The following is a 2,664-nucleotide window of genomic DNA, read 5'->3' as shown; positions in this document are numbered from 1 at the left end:
GCCCGGCGACTGCCTCCACCAGCTCGTACTCGACGAGTTCCGGCACCAGCTCCGTGGCGGCGCGCAGCAGTGTCAGCACGCCACCGGCGGTGACAGCGGTGTCCGCGCGCTCCTCGACCGTCGCCCCGACCACGACCTCGCCGCTGTCCCGGGGCACCAGGTAGACCGGCTCGCTGTCCGCGTACCCCCGGATCACGTGCCGGAAGCCCGGCGGACCGCCACCCGGCGCGCGCAGCCGCAGCACCTGGCCCTTCACCGGGCGGACCGGCAGGCCGGTCAGCGCCGCCGCGCCGCAGCCGGCCGCGACCACTGTGACCCGCGCGTCCACCTCGGACAGCGCGCCGACGCGCGCCGGGCGCAGCGCCGCACCGGCCTGCTCGGCGGCCGTGCGCAGCGCCGCGACCAGCCGGCGCGGGTCGACCTGGTGATCACCGGGGGCCACCGCGCCGCCGCGCACACGCGGCGCCAACGCCGGCTCGCGGTCGCGCAGCTCCGACGGGCGCAGCGGCGTGATCGGCAGTTCCAGGCCCTGCTGGTACGACCACAGCCGCCTCGCCTCGGCCAGGTCGTCGGCGGTAAGCCCGACGACGAGCGTGCCCTCGGTGCGATAGCCGATGTCGACGCCGCTCGCCTCGGCCAGCTCGGTCGCGAAGCCGGGCCAGCGGGCGGCGGACTCGACGAGCAGCGCGGTGAGTTCGTGCTCACCGAAGTACGCCTCGGCGACCGGCGACAGCATCCCGGCGGCCACCGACGAGGCACCCGACCCGGGCCGGTCGTCGTGCACCACCACGCGCAGTCCACGTTGCGCGCACCGCCACGCGATCGCCCACCCGACAGGCCCGCCCCCCACCACCGCCACGTCGTTAAGGAAGGGCCCCCTGTTAACGCCTCCGGTAGAGGAAGGGCCCCCTGTTAACACGTCAGGGCCCGCAGCAGCTCGGCGGTGGCGTGCGCGGGATCGGCTGCCCCGCTGAGCGCGCCGACCACCGCCACCCCGTACGCCCCGGCGGCCCGCAGCTCCGGCACGCTCGCGGCGGTCACCCCGCCGATCGCGATCACCGGCACCGACACCGCCGTCGCGACCGCGCGTATCCCCTCGGGGCCGATCGGTTCCGGCAGGCCGGACTTGGTGGTGGTGACGTGGCACGGGCCCACGCCCAGGTAGCTCGCGCCCGCGTCCACCGCGGCCCGGGCGGTCACCGGTTCGCGGGCGGTCGCCCCGAGCACCGCGTCCGGTCCGAGCACCCGGCGCGCGGCACGCACCGGCAGGTCGTCCGCGCCGACGTGGCCACCGGCGGCGTCCACCGCGAGCGCCACGTGCAGCCGGTCGTTGACCAGGCACTGTGCTCCGTACGGCCGGCAGGCGTCGACCACCAGCCGGGCCAGCTCGTACACCTCCCGGTCGGTGGCGTCGTCCTCCACGCGCACCTGCACGACGAGGTCTGCGCCCGCCACGGGCAGTGCGGCACGCAACACGGCGAGCGGGTCACGCCCCGGCCGGGTGTCGGTGATGAGATGCAGTCGTCCCAGGGACAGCACGGCAACGCTCCTCCCTGCGCCGGCATTACCCGGATCAGGTTCGACGGTCGGGGGCTCCCAGCCCCCCTCTCAGCCCGGTCCGCACCGGGCTCCCGTGGGTCACTTGCGGCCTACCGTACGACGCCTCCCGCCCGTACGGAAGCCCGGGTGAGGTTTTTCCCAGGAACCAGCCGTCCACCGGATCGGGGCAGCGGGTGACCGTCCCGTCACGACACGCTGCCTGGATGTCCGTTCCCACCCGTGTTCCCCGCCGCCTGGCGGTCCTGCCGTTCCGGGGCAGCCGTGCCGTCTCCGAAGGGCTACTCACCTGGACGATGCTGCGCGGGCAGACCTGGATCCGCCTGCTGCCGGACGTGTACGTGCACCGCGACGGGTACCGCGCCGACGACCACCGGATGTGGTGCGAGGCGGTGGCGTTGCGCCTGCCGCCGGGGGCCGTGCTGGCGGGGCGCAGCGCCGCGTGGTTGTTCGGCGCGGACGTGCTCCCCCGCGACGCGCCGGTGACAGTACTGTTGCCGACTGCTGCGCGGCTGCGACCGCACCCACGGTTGCGGTTGGTCCGGTCACCGCTGCCGGAGCGGGACCGCACCCTCGTCGGCGGGCTGCCGGTCACCACGCCCCTTCGCACGGCGTTCGACCTGGGCCGGCAGGGCTCACTCGCCGAGGCGTTGGTCGCCGTCGAGGCGCTGCTGCGTCGCCGGGCCGTGAAGCTGCCCGCCCTGCGGGCCTACGCCGCCGCCCGGCCGGGCTGGCCGGGCGCTCCGCTGTTGCGCGAGGTGCTGGCGCTGGCCGAGCCGTTGAGCGAGTCCCCGATGGAGACTCGCCTGCGGCTGCTCCTGCTCGACGCCGGCCTCGGCCCGCTCACCGCTCAGCACGAGGTACGCGCCGGTGGACGCTTCGTGGCCCGGGTGGACCTGGCCTGGCCGGCGCTCCGCATCGCGGTCGAGTACGACGGCGACCACCACCGCGAACGGGCTCACTTCCGCCGGGACGTGGCTCGCCTGAACGCGCTGCGCGCGGCCGGGTGGCTCGTGCTCCGCTTCACCGCCGACGACGTGCTACGCCGGCCCGACGCCACAGTGGCCCTGGTGCGCCAGGCCTTGGCAGAACGTCGTGCCACCGAGG

The 2,664-nt window shown here is 75.5% G+C and carries 3 protein-coding genes and 1 riboswitch; of the genes, 1 reads left to right on the top strand and 2 read right to left on the bottom strand.

The genetic code is table 11. The annotated features are described in order from the left end of the window. Together KBX39_RS28385 and thiE are read right to left on the bottom strand one after the other, a co-directional pair. The coding region (locus KBX39_RS28385) for an FAD-dependent oxidoreductase (protein WP_210873473.1) at window positions 1–919 on the bottom strand (919 nt) is incomplete at its 3' end. Beyond that, window positions 913–1,539, bottom strand: coding sequence for a thiamine phosphate synthase (thiE, locus tag KBX39_RS28380; protein ID WP_210873472.1), 627 nt, complete (start codon window positions 1,537–1,539; stop codon window positions 913–915). The genes KBX39_RS28385 and thiE, both read right to left, overlap by 7 nt. Further along, window positions 1,534–1,645: riboswitch (TPP riboswitch) on the bottom strand. (Overlaps the previous gene by 6 nt.) Before the next feature lie 118 nt (window positions 1,646–1,763). Here thiE and KBX39_RS28375 point away from each other — a divergent pair. Further along, window positions 1,764–2,664, top strand: a 901-nt coding sequence (locus KBX39_RS28375) for a DUF559 domain-containing protein (RefSeq protein WP_210873471.1), incomplete at its 3' end; no start/stop codon positions are given.

The organism is Micromonospora sp. D75, from assembly GCF_018070405.1.
Classification (GTDB): domain Bacteria; phylum Actinomycetota; class Actinomycetes; order Mycobacteriales; family Micromonosporaceae; genus Micromonospora; species Micromonospora chalcea.
This window is presented reverse-complemented; position numbering and strand designations above follow the sequence as displayed.